Consider the following 18,407-nt stretch of genomic DNA (forward strand, 5'->3'; position numbering starts at 1 on the left):
TCAGGAAGCGACAGCCAGCACCGGCGTCTTGCGCCGGGTCGCCACGTCCAGAAGCATTTCCTTCGGCATCGTCGCTTGCCGGCGCAGGACGAGCAGGCGTTCGTGTCGGCCACCAAGTGCACGTTGCAACGACTCCATCAGGGCCGCCGAGGAGGCCGGTTCCACCGGCGGTATGGCAAAAGCCTTCTCGCCAGTCCCGGCGGCTATGCGCGCCGCGAGCTCGAAGCATGCATCCGACCGGCTGGCGGCGACAGCAGCCACCGGCCCGTGCCGGGGCATGCCCGTCCTCGGCAAGAGCAGCACGGCCGCAGCCGACGCCTCCGCCGCTTGCCGCGCCGGCTCGCTGCCGGGAGCGAGCAGGTCGAGCGCGGCAGGCTCGGCGAGGATGAGCACGTCCGTTGCCTGCGCGACCTTGCTTGCCAGCGTTACAGGGCTGCCGCGGCGCACCTCGAACCGGCACGCCAGTCCCTGTGATTTGATTTCCCGCTGGAAGAGACGGGCGGCCTGCTGTGCGGCAGCGCGCAGCTCGTCATCCACGCGCTGCGGCTCCATCATCCGCCATTCGTGCCCGGGCATGCGGAGCTCTCGGGTAAACGGCAAGCCGGCGAGGTCGATCAGCGACTGATCCTCGATGAAGACACCCAGCATCTCCAGCTCCAGCAGGCGCGCGAACTCGGCGGCCGCCTGGAGCATGTGCCGGTCGACGCTGCCGCTCGACATGCCCAGCACGGCCCGCCGGTACGACGTGGATGCTTTCGAGGTCACTGCTTGCGCGCCTTCCTGGCGTCCGTCATCGCCTTGCGCGCAGCCACGAAGCGCCTCAGGCATGCTTCCACGGCGGCATTGACGCTGCCAGCGGCATAGCGGCCGTCCTCGCCGCGGGTTCCCGCGGCGTGGCCGGTCAGCAGGGCGATCGCCTCGTCTACCGTGCGAATGGCATAGACGGCGAACTTGCCATCCTTGCAGGCCTGCACCACGTCGTCCCCCAGCATGAGATGCTGGACGTTGGCCACGGGGATCAGGACGCCGTGCCGGCCAGTCAGTCCGCGCGCCACGCAGATATCAAAGAAGCCTTCGACCTTCTCGTTGACGCCGCCGATGGCCTGAACATGCCCGTGCTGGTCGACGGAGCCGGTGACCGCGAGATCCTGCCGCAACGGCAGGCCGGCGAGGGCGGAGAGCAGCGCGCACAGCTCGGCAACGGAGGCGCTGTCGCCTTCGACGCCGCCATACGACTGCTCGAACACGAGGCTGGCCTGCAGCGACATGGGCGCATCGAGGGCGTAGCGGCCGGCGATGAATCCCGAAAGAATCAGCACGCCCTTCGAATGGATCGGGCCCCCCAGCTCGACCTCGCGCTCGATGTCGACGATCTTGCCGCTTCCCGGGCCGACGCGGGCGCTGATTCTGGATGGTCGGCCGAACGCATGACCGGCAAGAGTCAGCACCGACAGGCCATTGATCTGGCCAACCCGAGTCCCCTCGGTCGCGATCAGCGACACGTCGCGCAGGATCATCTCGCGACTTCGCTCCTCGAGACGGGAAGCGCGCCATCGCTGGCCACGCAGCGCCTGCTCGACATCGGCGCGCGTGATCACGTCTCGTTCGCGCGTGCGGGCGCAGTGATCCGCCTCGATCACCAGGTCCTGCATGTCTTCCACGAGCAGCGACAGCTTCGCGGAATCCTGCGCCAGTCGCGCGGCACGTTCAATGACTGCCTCGACGCCGCTGCGATCGAGGGCGCGCAGGCCGGCTTCGCCGGCCAACCCGCCGATCACGCGCGCCAGCAGCGCCTCGCTCTCCGGAGAACGTTCGAGCTCGTCCTCGAAATCGGCGAGTATCTTGACGTGCTTCTGGAATTCCGGATCGAGGGCGGCAAGCAGATAGTAGATCTGGCGTTCGCCGACCAGGATCACCTTGACGTGCAGCGGAATGGGGCTCGGTTCCAGGGTGGCGGTCGACATCAGCCCGACGATATGGGCGAGGTCCTCGATCACGATCTCCTGGCGGACCAGGACCCGCTTCAAGGCTGACCAGGCGTAGGGCTCGCTGAACAGGCTGCGGGCGTCGATGATGATCGTGCCGCCGTTGGCTCGATGCAGGGAGCCTGCCTTGATCATCCTGAAGTTCGTTACCAGCGCCCCCTGGTAGGACATGTGCTCGACGCGACCGAGCAGATTGCCCAGCGTCGGATTGAGCTCCTCCACCACGGGCGAGCGGCCGCCGGTGTCGCTGCCTACCAGGACGTTCACATCGTACCGTTCGAACGGATGTCCTGGCGGCATGGCATCGAGCCGCGTCGCCGACCCACCTTCGGGTTGGCCAAGGAAGAGCTGCACATGCTGCAGCACATCGTTGCGGACAGCTTCAATGTGGTCGAGGACCTGAGGCAGGTCCGCGAAGCCGTCACGAACCTCATCGATCTCCTGGTTGATGGCGAAGCGGGCCGTCTCCTGGTCGAGGGCGTTGACCTCGTCGCGACGACTTTTCTCGAGCTTCGGGATGGCACGCAGGCTCTCCTCCATCTCGCGCTCGATGCTCGCGACGGCCTCCTGCGTCGCCTTTCTCCGCTCTTCCGGCCATTTGCCGAACGCCTCGGGATCGACGATCTCGCCCTTGTCCATGACGGCGATGGTGAAGCCCATGGGAGTGCGTATGATGGCCAGGCCTCGCGCTGCCGCCTTCTCTCCCAGTGCCTGGAAGACCTTCTGCGTGTTGGCACGCAGCGCCTCGTCGATGGCGGTTCGCCGGCGCTGGTAGTCGTCGCTCTCGAACAGCGCCGGCAGGGTGACGCGCAGGTCCTCGATCAGCTTCCTCATGGCTTGTTGAAGCGGCACGGCGCGGCCGCCCGGCAGGCCGATGGCAGTCGGCCGATGCGGAATGGCGAAGTTGTTGACGTAGACCCAATCCTGCGGCGGTCTGCCGGGCGGCTGCGCCATCTCGAGCATCTTGCGCAACGACGACGAGATGCCCGCCCCGGCCCGACCGGTCGCAAATATGTTGAAGCCCCGCGCCGCCAGCCCGGTGGCCAGTCTTATCGCTTCCTCTGCGCGCTGTTGCCCCGCAAGCACGGGCGCGGGCGGAAGCTCCCGTGTGGTGGTGAAGGCAAGGCCGGCAAGATCGGCGCGCCTGATGAGCTTGTCGGGCGAAAGCGCCTTCGGGATTGTCTCGGCCTCTATTGTCGGTGTATCGCGCATCTCTCGGAGGCTCACAGGCGCCCGATCTCGAATTCCTCGCAGGAGTGCCCAAGCATCGAGAGGCCCTCCTCGACGAAGTCGGCCAGCATTGGCATGCCAAGCAGGTATCCCGCCGTGCGGTCGTTGTGTGCCCGGGCGGCTTCGCGCCTCATTTCCGGCCAATCGCCGGGGCCAGTCCCATCGCGTCCCAGCCACGCGAGCGCCACCAGGTCGATCTGCTCGTCCTGCGACAGCGCCGCGATGGAGGAGGTGAGCTCTTCCTCGACGGGATCATCCGCGTGCTCCTCCAGCACGGCGACGCCCTTGTCGTCGCTCGGATTCGAGCCGGGGTCGGGCTCCGTCGCCGGATCCTTGGCATCGAACTCGCGCGCCTTGACGATGATGAAGCAGACCTTCTCCGGCGAGATGGTCAAGGCGGGTGGGGGAGCGGCTGCGCCGATGTCCTGGACATGACGTGGCATATGTCGACCTCCTGGCACCGTGGGAAAGCGCTTCACCAAATCATCGGCGGCGCGGTCTTTCCTTGATTGAGATCAACGTGTCATCAGGACCGCGCTGGCACAAGCGTGGGCCCATGGACCCGGTCCTGATACGATGCCCGCCGGATGGCGGCAGGAGGTAGCCATGATGCTTCACAAGCGCATATTGCAGTGGCAAGCCGACCATCCCACGATCACCTGGATCTTCTGGATCGTCGTTTGGCTGCTCGTCATCGTCCTGCTGTTCAAGCCGGCCAGGCTGAGCGGCATGGCCTGACGGCGAGCCTTGCGCGCCGTTCCGGCTGCGCCCCAGCCTGGCCGTCAACGCGCCGCAATGTAGCGGGCGAGCTTCAGGAGCGAGCTCACCTTGCCGTAGTCCGCTTCCGGCACTGTCACGCCGAGCTGTTCGTGCGTGGCAATCACGAAGTTCAGGAAGTCCATCGAATCGAGGCCGACGTCGTTGCGCAGGTCGTCATCCGGACCCACGGTGGAAACGTCGAGGTCGGGCGCGATGCCGCTCAGGATCGTGCGCAGCCTCGCGATGATCTCGACATCGCTCATAGAGCCTCCGGCTTCTGCAGATGCTGATCGATGGCGGCCAGCAGCCGGCTGCCGATGGCGCCGTCGCTGGCGCGATGATCGGCCGCCAGTGTCGCCTGCACCATCGGCCTCTGCCTGATCTCGCCGTCGACGATCGATGCGGTCATGCGCGGCGCGCCAAAGCCCACGATCGCGAGTTGTGGCGGATAGATGACGCCGAGCACACTGTCGGCGCCTCGTTCTCCAAGGCTCGTGACCGTGACGGTCGGGTCCATCATCTCCGAACCGCGAATGCGCGCGGTGCGCGCGCGCGTGACCAGGTCGCGCAGGGCGGCCATTGCCTGGTCCAGCGTGAGGCGATCGGCGTCGTGGATGGCCGGCGCCATCAGGCCGCCGCCCCGCAGCGAGATGGCCCAACCGACATGGATTGCCGATGAAAGCTTGGGCGCGCCGTCGATCCAGAACCCGTTGAGCTGCGGTACCTCGCGAAGGGCCAAGGCGACGGCCTTAAGCAGGAGCGCTGCCGGCAACAGCCGGCGCTCGACGTCGCGTCGATCGTTTTCTGCGGTCAGCCACTGCATCGCCTGCCCGAGGTCGATGGGCAACGAGAGGTAATAGTGCGGGATCTCGCGCTTCGAGCGCGCCATGGCCGTGGCAATCGCCTGGCGCATGGCTGCCGGATCGAATCCGCGCCGTGGCGCCGCAACCGGCTCTCTTGCCGCGGCGGCCTCGACATCGGCGATGGCGATGGCGCCTCCCGGTCCGCTGCCGCTGAGGGCGCGCACATCGACCCCGAGCTCGGCAGCACGGCGCGCCGCCGCCGGAGAAATGCGGAGCCGCTCTGCCGACGGCAGAGCTTCGCGTCGTGGCGGAAGGGGCTGGGCGGCTGGCGGCACGGCCGCGGGAGCCGCCGCGGTTGCCGGCGGTACGAGGGGAGGTGGTGGTCCGGCTGCAGCCTTTGCCGCCGCCAACCCATCGATGCGGGCGAGCACGGCGCCGACCGGCGCCTCGGTGCCGAGGGGCACGAGTATCTCGCTCAGGACGCCCTGCTCGAAGACCTCGATCTCGAAGGCGCCCTTCTGGGTCTCGACGACGGCCACGACGTCGCCCCGTTCGACGCGGTCGCCAGGCTTTTTCAGCCATTCCACGACCGTGCCCTTTTCCATGTCGGCCCCCAGCGACGGCATGAGGAAGTCGCTCAAGCCGACCTCCCTTGCGGCCTCACCAGCTCAAGGGCGGCCGCGCGGATGGTATCGACCTGGGGTATGGCGGCATCTTCCAGATGCTTGGGGTAGGGGATCGGCACCTCCGCGCCGCACAGGCGGGCCGGAGGCGCATCGAGGTCGTAGAAGGCCTGCTCGGCCACGCGCGCGCAGATCTCGGCAGAGATGCCTCCGGAGCGCCAGCCCTCGTCGACGATCAAGGCGCGCCGCGTGCGGGCCAGCGAAGCCATTATGGTCCCGTCGTCCAGGGGCCGCAGGGAGCGAAGATCGATCACTTCGGCCTCGATGCCTGCGGTCGCAAGCTGCTCGGCCGCCGCCAGAGACTTGTGCAGGCTGGCGCCGTAGGTGATGAGGCTGAGGTCCCGTCCCGGCCGGCGCACTGCGGCTCCCGAGAGCGGCACCGCTCCCGCATCGGTCGCAAGCGCGCCTTCCATGTTGTAGAGGTTCACGTGCTCGAAGATCAGCACCGGATTGGGATCCTGCAGCGCGCTCCACAGCATGCCGCGCGCGTCCTCGAGCGTCGCCGGGGCGACGACCTTCAGGCCGGGAATGTGCGCATACCAGCCTTCGAGACTGTGCGAGTGCTGGGCGGCGAGCTGGCGCCCCGCTCCGGTGGCCATGCGGATCACCAAAGGAACGGCGAATTGCCCGCCGGACATGTGCGGGATGGTCGCCGCATTGTTGACGATCTGGTCGAGCGCCAGCAGGCTGAAATTGACGGTCATGATCTCGACGATCGGCCGCATTCCGGCCATGGCCGCCCCGATACCGGCGCCGACGAACGTGGCCTCCGACAGGGGCGTGTCGCGAATGCGCTCCTCTCCGAACTCCTGCAGCAGGCCCTTGGTGACGGCGTAGCAGCCGCCATAGCGGCCGACATCCTCGCCCATCAGGAACACGCGGTCGTCGCGCGTCAGCGCCTCGCGGATGGCCTGCTTGATCGCCTCGCGATAGGTGGTCATTTGTCGATCGCCGGCCGGAGTCATGTCGGCACCGCATCCATGAGCGTATAGCGGCAGAGGTCGGCCACCGGCTCCCAGGTTCCTTCCTCGGCGAAAGCGACGGCGGCATCGACCTCGGCCGCTGCCTTCTTCTCGAGCGCCATGACGTCCTCGTCGTGAAGAAGACCGCTGGCGAGGGCCCACTCGCCGAAGCGCTTGATGGGGTCGCGCTCCTTCCAGCGCTCGACCTCGGCCTTGTCGCGGTAGAGCTGGGCGTCGAACATCGAATGAGCGCGGAAGCGATAGGTCATGCATTCGAGGAACTGCGGACCGGCGCCGGCGCGAATGCGCTCGAGCGCCTTGCGGGTGGCGGCCTCGACCGCGACGACATCCATGCCGTCCACACGATGCGAGTCGATGCGGTACGACTCGGCCTTGCGATGGATGTCGGTCTCGGACTCGGTGCGCTCGATCGCACTGCCCATGGCGTAGAGGTTGTTCTCGCACACGAACAGGACGGGCAGCTTCCACAGGCCCGCAAGGTTGAGCGATTCATGGAACTCGCCCTCGGCGACGGCCCCTTCTCCGAACAGGCAGGCGGCCACCCCGCGACCCTTGCGCATCTTCTCGGCGAGGCCGAGCCCGACGGCGAGCGGCAGGCCGCCGCCCACGATCGCATTGCCGCCGTAGAAGCGGGCCGACCGGTCGAAGATGTGCATGGAGCCGCCGCGACCGCGGCTCGTGCCGTTCGACTTGCCATACATTTCGGCCATCAAAGGTCCCATGGGAATGCCGCGCGCCAGGGCGTGACCGTGCTCCCGGTAGGTGGCGACGATACTGTCGTCGGCCGACAAGGCGCCGGCGACGCCGACGGCGTTCGCCTCCTCGCCGATATAGAGATGGAGAAAGCCGCGGATCTTCTGCTGGGTGTAGAGTTCCGCGCACTTTTCCTCGAACAGGCGGATGCGCAGCATCTGCCCCAGCAGATGGCGGGCGTGGTCGCGGTTGAGATGCGGCTTGGCTGTCATGTCCTCTCGTCGCTTTCCAGGGTCGAGATATCGCCTTCGGGCAGCCCGAGTTCGCGCGCGCGCAGCAGGCGGCGCATGATCTTGCCGCTGCGCGTCTTGGGCAGATTGTCGCGGAAGGCGATCTCGCGCGGCGCCACGGCGGGCCCCAGGCGCCGGCGGGCATGGGCCATCAGGTCACGTTCCAGCTCCGCGCCTGGCTTGCATCCGGCCTTGAGGGACACGAAGGCCTTGATGGAATTGCCGGCGACCTCGTCGGGCTTGCCGATGACGGCCGCTTCGGCGACCGCTGGATGCTCCATGAGCGCGCTTTCGACCTCGAACGGGCCGACGAGATGGCCCGCGGTCTTGATCACGTCGTCGGACCGGCCGACGAACCAGTAGTAACCGTCGCGATCGCGACGGGCGAGATCACCGGTAAGGTACCAGCCGTCGGCAAAGCACTTGCGGTAGCGCTCGTCTTCTCCGAGATAGCCGCGGAACATCGACGGCCAGCCTGCCTTGAGCGCCAGTTCGCCTTCGACATCCGGCTCGCCGATCACCCGGATACCTTGTGCGGTGCGCTCGATGATGGCCGCCTCTATTCCCGGCAGCGGCTTGCCCATGGAGCCCGGCTTGACGGGCAGGGCGGCGAAGTTGGCGATCATGATGCCGCCGGTCTCGGTCTGCCACCAGTTGTCGTGGAACGGCCGGCCAAAGGTCTGCTTGCTCCAGACGACGGCCTCGGGGTTGAGCGGCTCGCCGACGCTGGCCAGGAAGCGCAACGAGCCGAGGTCGTACTTGTGCGCGATCTCCGCGCCCACCTTCATCAGCATGCGGATGGCGGTGGGAGCAGTATACCAGACGCTGACCTTCTGGCTTTCGATGATGGAGTACCAGCGATCGGCATCGAACTCCATCTCGTCGACGATGCTGGTGGCGCCGCTGACCAGCGGAGCGATCACGCCGTAGGACATGCCGGTCACCCAGCCCGGATCGGCGGTGCACCAGAAGACGTCGTCCCGATGCAGGTCGAGGGCATAGCGGGCGGTTGCCGCCTGGGCCACCACGGCGTCGTGGACGAGGACCGCACCCTTGGGCCGTCCGGTCGTGCCACTGGTGAAGTGCATGAGGGCGCGATCTTCGCGCGATGTGGCGGCAGTCCGATAATGTCCCGAGGCCGCCTCCATGAGGCGAGGCAGAGACCGTATCCGCTCTCGCTCGTCCTCGGCCGTGCCATCGATCAACAGCACCGTGCGCAGCGTCGGCAAGCTGTCGAGGATCTGCGCGACCTTGCGCTGGAACAGGGTGCGCGTAGTGACCAGGCAGGCTCCTCTGCCGATCTCGAGCCGTGCGCGGATCGGTTCCGGCCCGAAGGCGGAGAAGAGCGGGCAGAAGACGGCGCCCCGTTTCAAGGTGCCAAGGGCCGCCGAGTAGAAGGCCTGGACCCGCCCGGTTAGCGAGAAGACGGCCTCGCCCTGGCGTACGTCGAGCGATTCCAGGATGTTTGCGAAGCGGCTCGCCGCTTCGTCGAGCATGGCGAAGCTGACGGAAGAGACCGCGCCGTCGCGGCCGACATGACGCAGCGCGATCCGCGCGCCGTGGCCTTCGGCGACGTGTCGGCTTACTGCCTCGTGGGCGATGTTGAGGCCGCCTCCCGGCAAGCCGGCAAGCGATTGCCGCTCCGATGACCAGTCGAAGGACCGGCAAAGCGCATCGTAATCGCGAAGATTGGGAGCTACGCGCCAGTCGCTGCCCGATTTCTCGATGACCTCAAACATTTAAGCAGCTTCCGTCCGGCCAGATGCCTTGACCTTGACATGCCTCAAGTGCCGGAAGGTCTTGATCGAGATCAATGCTTTTGGGGGCTCTCGATGCTTCATGGTTCCCTGTGGCAGCAGGGCCATGGAGTGCGCAGATGGAGAGCTACCTTGTCAACATCGACATAGATCCTGAACAGGTCGTTCGCTGGCTGATGGTCGAGCGGCAAAGGGGTGGCTCCGGTCTCGACGTTTCCGCTTGGCGCTTCAATCGGAGGTGTCCCATCGAGCCCAGGGTGGAGGACCGGTTTGGCGACGAGGAGCGGGAAGACCTGAGCGACGAAGTGACGGTGGCCCGGCTCGAGATTGCGCCGACCCACGCTGGCGAGGGTTGGCGGGTCGTGGTTGCGGTGGAGGTCGAGCTCGAGCCAATCGTGCCGGGCCAGGATTCTGCAGAGGACGAGCGCGCGCCAATCGACCTCGACACCTTCTACCTCGAATTCATCCGTTCCGGACGCGGTACGGCAAGCGTCACCGCCGAGGCGGAATCGACCGAGGCGGAAGCTCATCTCGTGGAATTCCTTCGCGCAGTCGAGACGAATGCCCACGTGCCGGCAGGTCGACGCGCCAGACCCGGAAAGGTCGCCTGATCATCGCTCGAGCAGTCGGCGCAGCTCGTCGAGCGGGCGCGTATTGATGACGTCGGCCGGCCCAAGCCAGCCGCGCCTCGCTTGATCGATGCCGAAGCGCATGCACTTCAGGGCGTTGATGGAGTGCGCATCGGTGGAGATGGCGACCTTGACTCCGGCCTCCCGCGCGGCATGCGCTTGGCTGTCGTTGATGTCGAGCCTGTCCGGCTCCGCATTCAGCTCCACGTGGCAGCCAAGCTCACCCGCCGCGGCGAGGATGCGATCCATGTCGAGATCGCAAGGCTCGCGCTCGCCGATCAGCCGTCCCGTCGGATGCCCCAGAATGGAGACATTTCGGTTCCGCATGGCTCGGATCATGCGATCAGTCTGTGCCTGGCGCGACAGGTCGAAGGACGAATGCACCGACGCCACCACGATATCGAGCTTCGCCAAGGTCTTGTCGGGCAGATCGAGGGAGCCATCCTTGAGAATGTCCACCTCGATGCCCTTGAGGATCGTGATGCCCCCGAGCTTGTCGTTCAGCCGGTCGATTTGAGCCGCCTGTTGCGCCAGGCGCGCTGAATTCAGGCCATGGACCATCGCGATCCGCCGGCTGTGGTCGGTAAGGGCTATGTACTCGTGACCCAGGGCGCTGGCGGCCCGCGCCATTGTCTCGATATCGGCCGTGCCATCCGTCCACGACGAGTGGACGTGTAGATCGCCGCGAATGTCGGACAGCGCTACGAGCCGGGGCAGCTTCCCGGTCCGGGCGATGGCAATCTCGCCACGATCCTCGCGAAGTTCTGGCGGTATGAAGGCCAAGCCCAGGCGCTCGTAGATCTCCTCTTCGGTCGTTCCGGCGATCCGCCGCGTGCCCGCGAAAAGGCCGTATTCGTTGAGCTTCCAGCCCCGGCGCAAGGCCAGGCTGCGCAAGGCGATGTTGTGGGCCTTGGAACCGGTAAAGTACAGCAGCGCCGAGCCGTAGCTTTCCGGCGGGACCACGCGCAGATCGACCTGCAGTCCTGAACGGAGCACCACCGCCGCTCGTGCCGATCCATGGACAAGCACCTTGGCCACGTTCTCGTAGCGCAGGAACTTGTCCGCCATCCTCGCGCCGTTGCGGCCACTCGCAAGAACGTCCAGATCCCCGACGGTGTCGCGGCGACGACGGAAGCTGCCGGCGACGATGACGCGCGTTCCTTGTTCCTGGAGGTAGGTCAGCAGAGAATCGGCCTCCGCCTCGGCAAGCGAAAGCTTGAAGCGCCTGGCGGTCGCCGGCTTGTCGAGCGCCTCCAGGAGCTTGCCGACGGTTGCCGGGCCGAAGCCGGGGAGCTCGGCCAGGCGCCCTTGCCCTGCGGCCCGTCGAAGGTCGTCCAGCGTGCGCACCTTGAGCTTGTCGTAGATGAGCTTGAGGCGCTTGGGGCCAAGGCCCGGGAGGGCGGCCATGTCTCCAACCTGGCCGGGCACTTTCGTCTTCAGAGTGTCGAGAAGCCGGAAGTGCCCGGTTGTGACGATGTCGGCGATCTTGCCTGCAAGGTCCTTGCCGATGCCGGGGAGCTCGGCGAGGTCGAAGCCCTGCTCGAGCATCGTCGGGACGCTTTGCGACAGGCCGTCGACGGTGCGTGCTGCTCGCCGGTAGGCGCGCACGCGAAATGGATTCTCGCCCCTGAGCTCGAGCAGATCGGCCGTCTGGTCGAACATGGCGGCGATTTCTGCGTTCTGGGTTGGCATGTCGCCGCAAGCTTCGCCGGACCAGGGCGGCCTGCATTGATGTGAATCACAGGCGAGCTGCGGGCTTGACCAGGATCAAGGACCGAAGTTCGCCATCCGGCGCAGCATGTCAGCCTTCCGGGGAGACGCCCAGCACGCCCTGTCCGCACCACGATGCTGAGAAAATCGGGGCGGTACCCAACCCGAGTTTCAAAGGAGCATCGAGATGACACCGCCCGCAAGCCTTATGGTCCGCCTCGCTGCGGGTGCCCCGAACGACGCTTTGCTCAAGCTGACGGCCGATCTGGCAGCCCGCCTCGGGGTGGCCAGGGTGATCGGTATCAGCGCGCGCCAGCCCATCCAGATCTACGGCAGCCCTGAAATGTATGTGCCGCCGGAGCTCGTGACCTGGGACCGCGAACAGATCGACCGGGAATTGAAGGCGACGGAAAAGGACTTCCGATCCGCGCTCGAAGGCAAGGTGGCCGCGGTCGAATGGCGGTCGACGGTCGTCACCTACGGGACGATTGCCGACTATATTGCCGAGCAGATGCGGGCGGCCGACCTCCTGGTCACCGCCACTCACGAGGGCGGCGCCCTCCTCGACGGGTCGCGTTATGTCAATGTCGCCGACGTGGTCCTGCGTGCCGGCAGGCCGGTGCTGGTTGCCGCCTCGACCCAGGACAGGCTCGACCTGCGAACTGTCGTCGTCGGCTGGAAGGATACGCGGGAGGCGCGCCGGGCAGTGCAGGACGCCGTGCCGCTGCTTCGGCTCGCCGAGCGGGTCATCGTGGTCGAGATCGTTGCCACGGACGATCTTGCCGATGCCCGCACGCGCACCCAGGATGTTGCCGGTTGGCTGACCAGCCACGGGATCGCGGCGTCGGCGCGTGCGGTCGCAGCGACGACGGGCGAAGCCACGCAGCTCCGCAACATCGCCAGCGATCTCGAGCTCGACGCCGGACTGCTCGTCGGCGGTGCCTACGGCCATACGCGCCTGCGCGAATGGGTGCTGGGTGGAGTCACCCGGGACTTTCTGCTGCAACCATCTCGTTGTTCGTTCGTGTCTCACTGACCGGCGAGCGTCGCCCGTCGCGCCGCCGCATCGTTGGAACGAGGGGTCGGGCGCGGGGTGCTGCTCGACCCGGTTGGTTTGGAACCATCGCCACCGCCTATCCGGTGAGAGTCGATCAGGCGTCGCACTTCGCTCAACAATTGCTGACGTCGGCGATCGTCACCCTCCTGCTGGAGCGCGTTGCGCAGGTCGAGCAGCGCCGCGGCATAGTCGTTGTGCCAGTCCCGCGACGCGCTCGCCTGCGCCGAGGCCAGGCGCGGTGCGGCGGCGACCGGCGACCGGATGGTCTGCCACCGATCGTCGCGGAAGACGATGTCGAACGCCTGGTCGAGGTCCGGCGCCTGTATGCGCGCACGTTCCAGCCCGGCCCCGGAGAGGCCGTCGGCAAGACCTCGTAGGGCGTCGGGCTCGCCATGCACCAGCAGCGCCGAGCCGAGCGCCGGAAGGAGCGGGCGCGCCCACTCGACCAGCTCGTCGCGGTCGGCATGACCGGAGTAGGCATCGATGGCGCGAATGCGCGCCTTGACGTTGATTTCCTCGCCGTGAATACGTACGCGCGGCGTGCCGTCGCGGATTAGAGCGCCCAGCGTGCCGGGTGCCTGGTAACCGACGAAGAGTACCGTCGACTCCGGCCGCCATAGATGGTCCTTGAGATGATGCTTCACGCGTCCGGCCTCGCACATGCCGGACCCGGCCAGGATGACGGCGCCGCCGTGGATGCGGCCGATCGCCTTGCTCTGCTCGACCGTCTCGGTGAGGCGGAAATCGCCACCCGTGAACACCCGCCCGTCCGTGCCGCGGTCCAGGGCGAGGTGGTGACGACGAAACACTTCGGTCGTTCGGCCAGCGAGCGGAGAATCCAGAAAGACGGGGACTGCCCCCATCTCGCGGTCGCGCCTGAGACGGGCGATGTCGTCGAGTATCTCCTGGGTGCGCTCCACGGCGAACACGGGAACGATGACATTGCCGCCTGCCTTGAGCGCATCGCGCAGCTCGCGTCCGAGCAGGGCCCGGCGTTCGGCCTCGGTCAGCCGCTGCCGCAGGCGATCGCCGTAGGTCGATTCCAACAGGAGGATGTCACAGGGATCGGGCATCGACGGATCGGGTTGAAGGGCCTTCTCCTGTGGTCCGATGTCGCCGGAAAAGACGAGCCGCACGGGTCGCGGCGTGGCGTCGATCTCCATCTCGACGAAGGCGCTGCCCAGGATGTGGCCGGCGTTGCGCAGGCGCGCGCGGACACCTTTCATCGGTTCGAACCAGGAGTCGTAGTGCTGCACGGCAAGCAGCGAGAGCGAGGCCTCGGCATCGATGCGGGTGTAGATGGGGGCAACCCGCGGCTCTCCCCGACGGCTGTTGCGCCGGTTAAGCCGATCGACGTCGCCTTCCTGGATGGCGCCGGCATCGGGCAGGAGCCAATGCAGGAGGTCGCGGCTGGCCTCCGTCGTCCAGGCCTTGCCGCGGAATCCCGCCAAGGCGAGCTTGGGAAACAGGCCGGTGTGATCGATGTGGGCATGGGTCAGCAAAACCGCCTCGATGGCGGCGGCTTCGAACGGAAAGCGACGGTAGTTCAGGCTGCGCAACGATTTCGGCCCCTGGAACATGCCGCATTCGACCAGCAGTTCACCATCCGGTGTGACCAGCCGATGACAGGAGCCCGTCACCGTGCCGGCGGCGCCGTGGATGTGCAGCGAGATGTTCATAGTTTCAGCCTAGCGCTGATCATCGCGACGGGCTTGATGCGGGTCAAGGCGCAACCGGACCGGCGCGCAGAGCCTGGGGTTGCACCGACCTGCAACGGATGGACTCGACTTGAACCCGAGACGCACGATTTGCTCCGCGCTGATGGCGCTCATGGCTTGCGCCTCCGTCGCGCCGTCACACGGCCAGATCGACGCCCAGAAGGCCCGGCGCTGCGCGACGCTTGCCGCGACGGCGGACTACTATCTTACGCGGCGCGGGGAGGGCTCGGGTGGTCCGAACATGATCGTTCTCGGCGCCCGGCTGGACTGCGAAAAAGGCGCCTACGACCGCGGCATCAGCACCCTGGAGAAGCTCTTGCGCGACAAGCGCATTCCGCTCCCGCCGGAATCATGATCGCGGCCGGACTTTGACCTGCCTCAAGTCGGGGGACGCTCGTTTCCTGCAGACTGATGCTTTCCGAGGGGAGCGCCCAATGCCGTCCTGGCTTCAGATCACTTTTCGCAACATCGATTCTTCTCCCGCCGTCGAGGCGAAGATTCGCGAGCGCGCCCGCGAGCTCGAGCAGTTCTTCGATCGCATCGTGAGCTGCCGCGTCGTCATCGAGGCGCCCGACCGGCGTCGTCACGGCGATCTCTTCCACATCCGTGTCGATCTCAAGGTGCCGGGCAAGGAGATCGTGGTGAAGCGTGATCCGCCCGAGCACCATGCCCACGAGGACATCTACGTCGCGGTGCGCGATTGCTTCGATGCCGTGCGGCGACAGCTCGAGGATCATGTCCGTCGCAGCCGCGGCGACGTGAAGGCGCACGATATTCCCGCCCATGGCAAGGTGGCGAGCCTCATGGCCGAGCGTGACTACGGATTCATCGATGCGAGCGACGGCACCGAGGTCTACTTCCATCGCAATGCCGTTGCCAACGGCGGGTTCGAGAAGCTCGTGGTCGGGGATGAGGTCCGGTTCTCTCTCCATCCGGCGGAGGGCGAGAAGGGGCCGCAGGCGAGCAACGTCGTTGCCATCGGGAAGCATCACCTGTCGCCGGCGCGATAGGTCCAATTGGCGTTGATTGACAGAGATCAAGTACGCCCGTTCGTCCAACCTGCAGTCTCATGGCCTTCCAGAGGAGCCACCTATGAGCACGACCGGTCTCGACACTTTCGACACCACGATCCAGGAGACCAATCACTGGCTCAAGATCATGATGGGAGAGCTCGCCACCGACGATCGCCGGACCGCCTTCAACGCCTTGCGCGCCGCCCTGCATGCGCTGCGGGACCGCGTCGGCCTGGAGAACGCCGTCCATCTTGGTGCCCAGCTGCCGATGCTGCTGCGCGGAGCGTATTACGAGGGTTGGCATCCAGCCGGCACGCCGACCCGCGAGCGCCACCTTTCCGCCTTCATCGACCATGTCGCCGCGCAGCTACCGCGGGGAACCGCCGTTAACCCGGGTGAGGCCGCCCGTGCCTGCCTTGCCGTGATGGAGCGCTGCCTGGACCGTGGCGAGCTCCTGAAGCTGCGGGGCTGCCTGCCGCATGAGGTGCTCAATCTCTTTCCTGATTCACTTGTGAGGCAATGATCATGGCCAAACGTCCCACCAAGACCTGGATCGTCGTCGCCGACGGCGCCCGCGCACGCTTCTTCAGCCCGGACAGGGAAGCGGCGAAGCTCGTGCCGACAGGCCCTGCCGACCTCGTGGCGCCGGCGAGCCGGCAGCGGACTCGCGATCTCAAGAGCGACAAGCCCGGCCGCAGCTTCAGCGCCTCGCGCAGCGGCGTACGCCACGCGTTCGAGCCGCCGCACGACTATCACAAGCTCGAGAAGCATCGCTTCATGGCCACGTTGGCCGGGGCCTTGGACGAGGCCTGCGGGCGGCGCGCCTTCGACGAACTGATCCTGGTGGCGCCGCGCCGCAGCCTGGGTGAATTGCGTGGCCTTCTGTCCAAGCGAGTCCAGGGAAGCGTGCGCCAGGAGGTGGCCAAGGACCTGACCAACGAGCCTCCCAGCAGGCTGCGCCGTCGGCTGGGGGCGGTTCTGGGCGCGCAGGCCGGCTCCCCACCCCGCGTCGGCAGGCCGCTGCGCGCGTCGTAGCGCGGCGGCGTGGTTGATCCAGGTCAACGCCGGCAGGGCCTGGATCGTCGAGTGTGACTTGCATTCTTTCCAACGAGAGGGGCGAACATGACTGAATCTGCCAAGGTTCCGGTGAAAGCCGAGCAAAAAAGCGAAGGGAAGGGCGCGCCGCAGGTATGGCGTCCCTTCGAGACCCTGCGTCGCGAGGTCGATCGCCTGTTCGACGATTTCGGCAGCGAGTTCTGGCGGGCGCCGTTCCGGCGCTCGCTGTTCGATATGGAACCGGTCTTCCGCCGCACGCTCGAGGGCGGGCCGGCGCCGGCGGTCGATATCGTCGAGAAGGACAATGCCTACGAAGTGACCGCCGACCTGCCGGGCTTCGACGAGAAGAACATCGCGGTCACGCTGCAGAACGGTTCGCTGAGCATCAAGGGCGAGCGCAAGTCGGAGAAGGAGGAGAAGAAGAAGGACTATCATCTCACCGAACGCGAGTTCGGCTCCTTCGAGCGCCGCTTCACCCTTCCCGAGGGCGTCGACTCCGACAAGATCGAGGCCAGCCTCAAGAAGGGCGTGCTGACGGTGACCTTGCCCAAGAAGCCGGAAGCGCAGAAGCCCGCCAAGAAGATCGACGTCAAGGCGGCCGCCTAGAACTGGACCACTCGTGCTTAACGGCGGGTTTCGCCCACGGGGCAGAACCCGCCGTGCGCCGTGCTGGGAACTCTCAGGAAATCGGGGTCATTCCGGCGTTGACGGACTTCCGGCGTTGCAGCGGTGATTCCGAGTTCCTCAGATCGAGGTAACCCGTCCGATGCCGATGTGATCCCTGACCGCGACCACACCCGGCGTCCCCTCTGCTGCAACGCGGATCGCCTGTCGCTCCGTCGGAGAGTCAGTCAGCCCCCACAAAGTTACCACGCCGTCATTTACGGTCGCGTTGAGCAGGGACGTATTCGCCCAGCTTTCGCTTCTCAGGCGGCTCATCAACCTCTCGCGGATCATGGCATCGGAAACCGGGATCTCGAGCTTCGTGCCGGCAGTCGCGACAGCCTGCACCAGGTTGGCTCGGCTCACGAGGCCGACCATCTCGCCGTCGCGCACGACGGGGATGCGCTTGATGCCATTCATTTCCATCATCATGGCGACGTCCTGCAGCGGCGTATCGGGCGTCGCGGTCACGACCTTGCGAGTCATGATGTCGCCGACCTTCGCCGCGTGCGACTTGATATAGTCGGCGGCAGGAGCGTGCTCGTCGATGAGGAGCGCCAGCCAGGAGCCACGGCGGCGTTCGGTGCCGATCTCGACCCGGTGGATGAGGTCTCCTTCACTGACGATCCCCACCAGCTTGCCCGCGTCATCGACCACGGGCGCTGCGCTGATCCTGCGATCCAGGAACAGCCTGGCGACGGCCTTTACGGTGGCCGTCGACTTCACCGTGATGACAGGGGATACCATGACATCGCTTGCCTTCATGCCGGTCTCTCCTTCCCGATGCATCGCCAAAGCATCGTTTCCGCGCCGGCAAGAGCCTTGACCTGAATCAAGCATCAACATTGCGAGGCGTCGTCCCCGACGGCCTTTGGCGTCGAAATTCGGAGCTTCGTGCCCTGGCATCGCCGCTGCAGCGTCACCGAGTGCTCTTCCAGAAGCGCCTGGGGCGGCAGACCGGGCGGGCAATGAACCAGGGACCATGGTCGCGAGAGCGAAGGTCGCTCCAGCCCGCGTTGTTTGATCAGGGTCAAGGCCACTTGCGACGGTATGCGATGTATTTTGGAGACGTGGAGGACGACATGCGAAGCCATGGAATTGTCGTGCTTGCGATTTCTGGAATGCTCGTGACGGCCTATCATGTCATGCAGCCGGCGCCTGAACTCGGCGTGACGCCGGAAATGTTCAATTGGGGCCAAGGGTGGGGGCAAGAGTGGATCGGCTGGGCCGTCGGCTTCGTCGCCTCCACCCTGATCCTGGCGCTTATCATCGGGATGGTGATCCACCTCGTGCGTTGGCTGAAGGGATTGCGGGATTTGACCTAGCCTGGATTTCCACGGAGTCGCGGCTCCGCGGGAATCCGGGCCAGCAGCCCCTC

At 66.3% G+C, this 18,407-nt stretch carries 20 protein-coding genes; 9 read left to right on the forward strand and 11 right to left on the reverse strand.

All coding sequences use genetic code 11. The features are described from left to right. The 3 genes from AB7O82_RS11010 to AB7O82_RS11020 are packed head-to-tail and all read right to left on the reverse strand — an operon-like array spanning position 1 to position 3,658. Positions 1-765 (reverse strand): hypothetical protein, encoded by a 765-nt coding sequence (locus AB7O82_RS11010; RefSeq protein WP_428538051.1) that lies wholly within the window; start codon positions 763-765, stop codon positions 1-3. Then, on the reverse strand, positions 762-3,197 hold the full coding sequence (locus AB7O82_RS11015) for a Lon protease family protein (RefSeq protein WP_428538048.1): 2,436 nt from the start codon (positions 3,195-3,197) through the stop codon (positions 762-764). The genes AB7O82_RS11010 and AB7O82_RS11015 overlap by 4 nt, the downstream gene beginning before the upstream one ends. Positions 3,198-3,208: 11 nt before the next feature. Continuing rightward, the gene (locus AB7O82_RS11020; RefSeq protein WP_428619385.1) at positions 3,209-3,658 is read right to left on the reverse strand and encodes a DUF3775 domain-containing protein; all 450 of its coding nucleotides are present in this window, start codon (positions 3,656-3,658) and stop codon (positions 3,209-3,211) included. A gap of 163 nt (positions 3,659-3,821) precedes the next feature. Between AB7O82_RS11020 and AB7O82_RS11025 the strand changes: the two genes are divergently transcribed. Continuing rightward, entirely contained in the window at positions 3,822-3,953 is a 132-nt protein-coding gene (locus AB7O82_RS11025) for a hypothetical protein (protein WP_428538042.1), read from the forward strand. 44 nt (positions 3,954-3,997) lie between these two features. Here the strand turns inward: AB7O82_RS11025 and AB7O82_RS11030 are convergent, their stop codons facing one another. The 5 genes from AB7O82_RS11030 to acsA are packed head-to-tail and all read right to left on the reverse strand — an operon-like array spanning position 3,998 to position 9,165. Then, positions 3,998-4,237: an acyl carrier protein gene (locus AB7O82_RS11030; protein ID WP_428538039.1), complete on the reverse strand. Its 240-nt coding sequence runs from the start codon at positions 4,235-4,237 to the stop codon at positions 3,998-4,000. Continuing rightward, the gene (locus AB7O82_RS11035; protein ID WP_428619387.1) at positions 4,234-5,418 is read right to left on the reverse strand and encodes a dihydrolipoamide acetyltransferase family protein; all 1,185 of its coding nucleotides are present in this window, start codon (positions 5,416-5,418) and stop codon (positions 4,234-4,236) included. Before AB7O82_RS11035 ends, AB7O82_RS11030 begins: the two co-directional genes overlap by 4 nt. Then, complete coding sequence (locus AB7O82_RS11040) at positions 5,415-6,401, reverse strand: alpha-ketoacid dehydrogenase subunit beta (protein WP_428538033.1); 987 nt, start codon at positions 6,399-6,401, stop codon at positions 5,415-5,417. Before AB7O82_RS11040 ends, AB7O82_RS11035 begins: the two co-directional genes overlap by 4 nt. 20 nt (positions 6,402-6,421) lie before the next feature. Further along, positions 6,422-7,408, reverse strand: a complete 987-nt coding sequence (gene pdhA / locus AB7O82_RS11045; protein WP_428538030.1) for a pyruvate dehydrogenase (acetyl-transferring) E1 component subunit alpha — start codon at positions 7,406-7,408, stop codon at positions 6,422-6,424. Next, entirely contained in the window at positions 7,405-9,165 is a 1,761-nt protein-coding gene (acsA, locus tag AB7O82_RS11050) for an acetate--CoA ligase (protein ID WP_428538027.1), read from the reverse strand. The genes pdhA and acsA overlap by 4 nt, the downstream gene beginning before the upstream one ends. Before the next feature lie 80 nt (positions 9,166-9,245). Between acsA and AB7O82_RS11055 the strand changes: the two genes are divergently transcribed. Further along, a complete protein-coding gene (locus tag AB7O82_RS11055; RefSeq protein WP_428619390.1) occupies positions 9,246-9,794 on the forward strand; it encodes a hypothetical protein in 549 nt (182 codons plus the stop codon). Here AB7O82_RS11055 and polX read toward each other — a convergent pair whose 3' ends face one another. Continuing rightward, positions 9,795-11,504: a DNA polymerase/3'-5' exonuclease PolX gene (polX, locus tag AB7O82_RS11060; RefSeq protein ID WP_428619393.1), complete on the reverse strand. Its 1,710-nt coding sequence runs from the start codon at positions 11,502-11,504 to the stop codon at positions 9,795-9,797. Positions 11,505-11,709: 205 nt separating this feature from the next. Here polX and AB7O82_RS11065 point away from each other — a divergent pair, with 205 nt between their 5' ends. Beyond that, positions 11,710-12,558, forward strand: a complete 849-nt coding sequence (locus tag AB7O82_RS11065) for a universal stress protein (RefSeq protein ID WP_428538021.1) — start codon at positions 11,710-11,712, stop codon at positions 12,556-12,558. On the opposite strand, the gene AB7O82_RS11070 is transcribed toward AB7O82_RS11065, so the two are convergent. Beyond that, positions 12,552-14,258, reverse strand: coding sequence for an MBL fold metallo-hydrolase RNA specificity domain-containing protein (locus tag AB7O82_RS11070; protein WP_428619396.1), 1,707 nt, complete (start codon positions 14,256-14,258; stop codon positions 12,552-12,554). The two genes, AB7O82_RS11065 and AB7O82_RS11070, sit on opposite strands and share 7 nt — an antisense overlap. A gap of 151 nt (positions 14,259-14,409) precedes the next feature. Between AB7O82_RS11070 and AB7O82_RS11075 the strand changes: the two genes are divergently transcribed. From AB7O82_RS11075 to AB7O82_RS11095, 5 genes are all read left to right on the forward strand, one after another. Then, the gene (locus tag AB7O82_RS11075) at positions 14,410-14,652 is read left to right on the forward strand and encodes a hypothetical protein (protein WP_428538015.1); all 243 of its coding nucleotides are present in this window, start codon (positions 14,410-14,412) and stop codon (positions 14,650-14,652) included. Between the two features lie 79 nt (positions 14,653-14,731). Further along, positions 14,732-15,307, forward strand: a complete 576-nt coding sequence (locus tag AB7O82_RS11080) for an HPF/RaiA family ribosome-associated protein (protein WP_428538012.1) — start codon at positions 14,732-14,734, stop codon at positions 15,305-15,307. An 82-nt stretch (positions 15,308-15,389) separates the two neighbouring features. Further along, positions 15,390-15,833, forward strand: a complete 444-nt coding sequence (locus AB7O82_RS11085) for a DUF2267 domain-containing protein (protein WP_428538009.1) — start codon at positions 15,390-15,392, stop codon at positions 15,831-15,833. A gap of 2 nt (positions 15,834-15,835) precedes the next feature. Beyond that, positions 15,836-16,345: a host attachment protein gene (locus AB7O82_RS11090; protein ID WP_428538006.1), complete on the forward strand. Its 510-nt coding sequence runs from the start codon at positions 15,836-15,838 to the stop codon at positions 16,343-16,345. 87 nt (positions 16,346-16,432) lie between these two features. Then, positions 16,433-16,972 carry an Hsp20/alpha crystallin family protein gene (locus AB7O82_RS11095; protein WP_428538003.1) on the forward strand — a complete coding sequence of 180 codons (540 nt, stop codon included), beginning with the start codon at positions 16,433-16,435 and terminating at the stop codon, positions 16,970-16,972. 138 nt (positions 16,973-17,110) lie between these two features. Here the strand turns inward: AB7O82_RS11095 and AB7O82_RS11100 are convergent, their stop codons facing one another. Continuing rightward, the gene (locus AB7O82_RS11100) at positions 17,111-17,794 is read right to left on the reverse strand and encodes a CBS domain-containing protein (protein WP_428538000.1); all 684 of its coding nucleotides are present in this window, start codon (positions 17,792-17,794) and stop codon (positions 17,111-17,113) included. A 317-nt stretch (positions 17,795-18,111) separates the two neighbouring features. On the opposite strand from AB7O82_RS11100, the gene AB7O82_RS11105 reads away from it, so the two are divergent. Beyond that, the gene (locus tag AB7O82_RS11105; RefSeq protein ID WP_428537997.1) at positions 18,112-18,354 is read left to right on the forward strand and encodes a hypothetical protein; all 243 of its coding nucleotides are present in this window, start codon (positions 18,112-18,114) and stop codon (positions 18,352-18,354) included. Positions 18,355-18,407 lie beyond the last annotated feature (53 nt).

The organism is Reyranella sp. (genome assembly GCF_050185545.1).
Classification (GTDB): Bacteria; Pseudomonadota; Alphaproteobacteria; order Reyranellales; family Reyranellaceae; genus Reyranella.

What these genes read in the sequence shown, in the direction of transcription:
- AB7O82_RS11020 (WP_428619385.1), bottom strand. Translation starts at nt 3,658, where the DNA reads ATGCCACGTCATGTCCAGGACATCGGCGCAGCCGCTCCCCCACCCGCC.
- AB7O82_RS11040 (WP_428538033.1), bottom strand. Translation starts at nt 6,401, where the DNA reads ATGACCACCTATCGCGAGGCGATCAAGCAGGCCATCCGCGAGGCGCTG.
- pdhA (WP_428538030.1), bottom strand. Translation starts at nt 7,408, where the DNA reads ATGACAGCCAAGCCGCATCTCAACCGCGACCACGCCCGCCATCTGCTG.
- AB7O82_RS11070 (WP_428619396.1), bottom strand. Translation starts at nt 14,258, where the DNA reads ATGAACATCTCGCTGCACATCCACGGCGCCGCCGGCACGGTGACGGGC.
- AB7O82_RS11025 (WP_428538042.1), top strand. Translation starts at nt 3,822, where the DNA reads ATGATGCTTCACAAGCGCATATTGCAGTGGCAAGCCGACCATCCCACG.
- AB7O82_RS11065 (WP_428538021.1), top strand. Translation starts at nt 11,710, where the DNA reads ATGACACCGCCCGCAAGCCTTATGGTCCGCCTCGCTGCGGGTGCCCCG.
- AB7O82_RS11075 (WP_428538015.1), top strand. Translation starts at nt 14,410, where the DNA reads ATGGCTTGCGCCTCCGTCGCGCCGTCACACGGCCAGATCGACGCCCAG.
- AB7O82_RS11085 (WP_428538009.1), top strand. Translation starts at nt 15,390, where the DNA reads ATGAGCACGACCGGTCTCGACACTTTCGACACCACGATCCAGGAGACC.
- acsA (WP_428538027.1), bottom strand. Translation starts at nt 9,165, where the DNA reads ATGTTTGAGGTCATCGAGAAATCGGGCAGCGACTGGCGCGTAGCTCCC.
- AB7O82_RS11100 (WP_428538000.1), bottom strand. Translation starts at nt 17,794, where the DNA reads ATGAAGGCAAGCGATGTCATGGTATCCCCTGTCATCACGGTGAAGTCG.
- polX (WP_428619393.1), bottom strand. Translation starts at nt 11,504, where the DNA reads ATGCCAACCCAGAACGCAGAAATCGCCGCCATGTTCGACCAGACGGCC.
- AB7O82_RS11105 (WP_428537997.1), top strand. Translation starts at nt 18,112, where the DNA reads ATGCGAAGCCATGGAATTGTCGTGCTTGCGATTTCTGGAATGCTCGTG.
- AB7O82_RS11090 (WP_428538006.1), top strand. Translation starts at nt 15,836, where the DNA reads ATGGCCAAACGTCCCACCAAGACCTGGATCGTCGTCGCCGACGGCGCC.
- AB7O82_RS11030 (WP_428538039.1), bottom strand. Translation starts at nt 4,237, where the DNA reads ATGAGCGATGTCGAGATCATCGCGAGGCTGCGCACGATCCTGAGCGGC.
- AB7O82_RS11095 (WP_428538003.1), top strand. Translation starts at nt 16,433, where the DNA reads ATGACTGAATCTGCCAAGGTTCCGGTGAAAGCCGAGCAAAAAAGCGAA.
- AB7O82_RS11080 (WP_428538012.1), top strand. Translation starts at nt 14,732, where the DNA reads ATGCCGTCCTGGCTTCAGATCACTTTTCGCAACATCGATTCTTCTCCC.
- AB7O82_RS11015 (WP_428538048.1), bottom strand. Translation starts at nt 3,197, where the DNA reads ATGCGCGATACACCGACAATAGAGGCCGAGACAATCCCGAAGGCGCTT.